This window comes from Mesorhizobium sp. B1-1-5 (assembly GCF_006443065.1).
Lineage (GTDB): Bacteria > Pseudomonadota > Alphaproteobacteria > Rhizobiales > Rhizobiaceae > Mesorhizobium.
The window spans coordinates 1-2,096 of sequence record NZ_VFWS01000245.1 but is presented as its reverse complement, the minus strand read 5'-3'; the positions used below and the strand labels follow the sequence as shown (position 1 = coordinate 2,096).

The window sequence follows — 2,096 nt, the reverse complement described above, 5'->3', positions numbered from 1 at the left end:
CCAAGCCGTCCAACCTCGATGCGGTTGCGATCTCGGCGATGAACGGAGCCAGCGCTATCAGCGATTTGACCCCGGCCGACAATGCGGGGCTGGGGCTCTCGCGCGCTATCGCGGTAGCGAACGCGCTGATCCAGACGGGACGGCTGGGCAGTGTGAAGATCATTCCGTTGTCAGCGGCACAGCTCGTAATGCCGGGAGACATTATCGCCGACGGCAGCCGCGTTGGCGATGTTCGGGAACGCCGGCGTATCGAGATTCGGGTACGACGGTCCTCGGACGGCGGCACCAATTAACGCGGTGATCGCGCGATTCAGCCTGCTTGGCGGTATCGACAACGACGCCCTTGTTTTGACCGTAGCGCTTTTTCGCAATCGCGTGGCCTGGATCGCAAAGCCTTCGCGTCGCTTCGCTCCCGCTGCACCGAGGGATCGACGAACGGCGCCCAACTACCCCAGCCACCACCATAGCGCCGCGATCACCGCGATAACGGCCGCCACGCTTAGCGCCAGCATGATGTAGGAGCCCTTGATGATGTCGGCGATGATCTTCTTGATGGCCTCGCGGTCGTTGAGATTGGGGAAGGGCTCGTTCGGTTGCGCCACGTCGAGGAAGTGGCAGAGCGGGGCCCAGCCTTCGCTGACCTTGAACACCAGCAGCTTTTCCGGCGGCACCGCCGCCTTCACTTCCTCGACATATGCGTTGTAGCGCTCCACGGCCTTGGCGCGGTTGCCCATGACGCCGGCTAGCGTGCGGCCCCAGATCAGCCTGCGTGACATGTCGCCGAATTTCCGGCCGAACGGCGTCAGCCATTCCAGGATCTTGAACTGCCAGACATTCTCGGTGAAGTAGATCGTGTCTATGGTGCTGTCGTACCAGGCTTCCGCGCCGCGCGGGTGCAAGGTGAGCAGCACCTTGGCGTCGGGATAGGCGGCCATCAGTTCGCGCCACACGCAGCAGCCTGGATTGTCGACCGTCGCCTTGTAATTGCCGAATACCCGGCTCCAGTCCTGCTGCGTGCCGGGCGGGCTGTTGGCCACCTTGCGCCAGAAATCGAGATGGCCCTTGTTGGCCTTGTTCAGGATCACTTCCTGCATGTGGTAGCAGGGCAGGCCGAGCCTGTTCAGCGCGACGAAGGTCGACCATGTACCGGTGCGCCCGAAGCCGGCCCCGATCAGCGTGAGCGTCATTTGTTCCCCCGACCAAACCAAGGCCGCGTGCTCGCGCCAAAAAAGGACGCCGCGGCAACCCTAGGCATGCCCTGCGCGACAAGGACGCCGCGCTGCAGGATCGATTTGCTCGCTTGCATCGATCTGCTGGCAACACGTTGCGCCCCGGCCGGCATTTGCGCAACAGATTTCTATGGGGCCTGTGTGAGAGGACCGCTGTTGACGTCGGACGATGATAGAAGAAGACGCATTGCCGTCTTGGACGGCGCGGAGCGGATCGGCGCGATATCCACGCCTCCAGGTGAGACGTTGCCGTTATCGACGCTTTCGCAAAATCAAACGGAGGGCGGGCAGCGCCGCTGCCCGCCCTCGCAGCTCACTCAGCCGCGAGCTTGTCCTGCGTGTTCGTGTCGAAATCGCTGGCGTCGTGGCGTTCGTGCAGCTGCATCGCGGGTTCGCCGAAGGCGCGGTTGACCATGCGTCCGCGCTTGACCGCGGGGCGCTCGTCGATCGCCTTCGCCCAGCGCTGCACGTTCTTGTAATCCTGCACCGAAAGGAACTCGCCGGAATCATTGTACATGCGGCCGAGCGCCAGTCCGCCATACCAGGGCCAGACCGCCATGTCGGCGATCGAGTAGCCGGCGCCGGAAAGATATTCGGTTTCGGCCAGGCGGCGGTCGAGCACGTCGAGCTGGCGCTTGGTTTCCATGGCAAAGCGGTCGATGGCGTATTCGATCTTGGTCGGCGCGTACGCATAGAAATGACCGAAGCCGCCGCCGAGATAAGGGGCAGAGCCCATCTGCCAGAACAGCCAGGACAGGGTCTCGGCGCGCGCCGGCTGGTCGGTCGGCAGGAACTCGCCGAACTTTTCGGCGAGATAGGTGAGGATCGAACCGGACTCGAAGACGCGGATGGGCGTGGCGCCGCTGC

The 2,096-nt window shown here is 63.5% G+C and carries 2 protein-coding genes and 1 pseudogene; 1 reads left to right on the top strand and 2 read right to left on the bottom strand.

Annotated elements, in window-relative coordinates; genetic code table 11:
* Positions 1-293 (top strand): annotated as a pseudogene (locus FJ980_RS34900) (hypothetical protein); the annotation flags it as partial.
* 153 nt (positions 294-446) lie between these two features.
* Here the strand turns inward: FJ980_RS34900 and FJ980_RS29990 are convergent.
* Both FJ980_RS29990 and FJ980_RS29985 read right to left on the bottom strand, forming a co-directional pair.
* Complete coding sequence (locus FJ980_RS29990) at positions 447-1,187, bottom strand: sulfotransferase family protein (protein WP_140547230.1); 741 nt, start codon at positions 1,185-1,187, stop codon at positions 447-449.
* A 355-nt stretch (positions 1,188-1,542) separates the two neighbouring features.
* A partial coding sequence (locus FJ980_RS29985; RefSeq protein WP_181181348.1) for a glutathione S-transferase C-terminal domain-containing protein occupies positions 1,543-2,096 on the bottom strand: 554 nt, incomplete at its 5' end.

Bases quoted from the DNA above. Each gene is read 5' to 3' on its own strand.
- FJ980_RS29990 (WP_140547230.1), bottom strand. From the start codon at position 1,187: ATGACGCTCACGCTGATCGGGGCCGGCTTCGGGCGCACCGGTACATGG.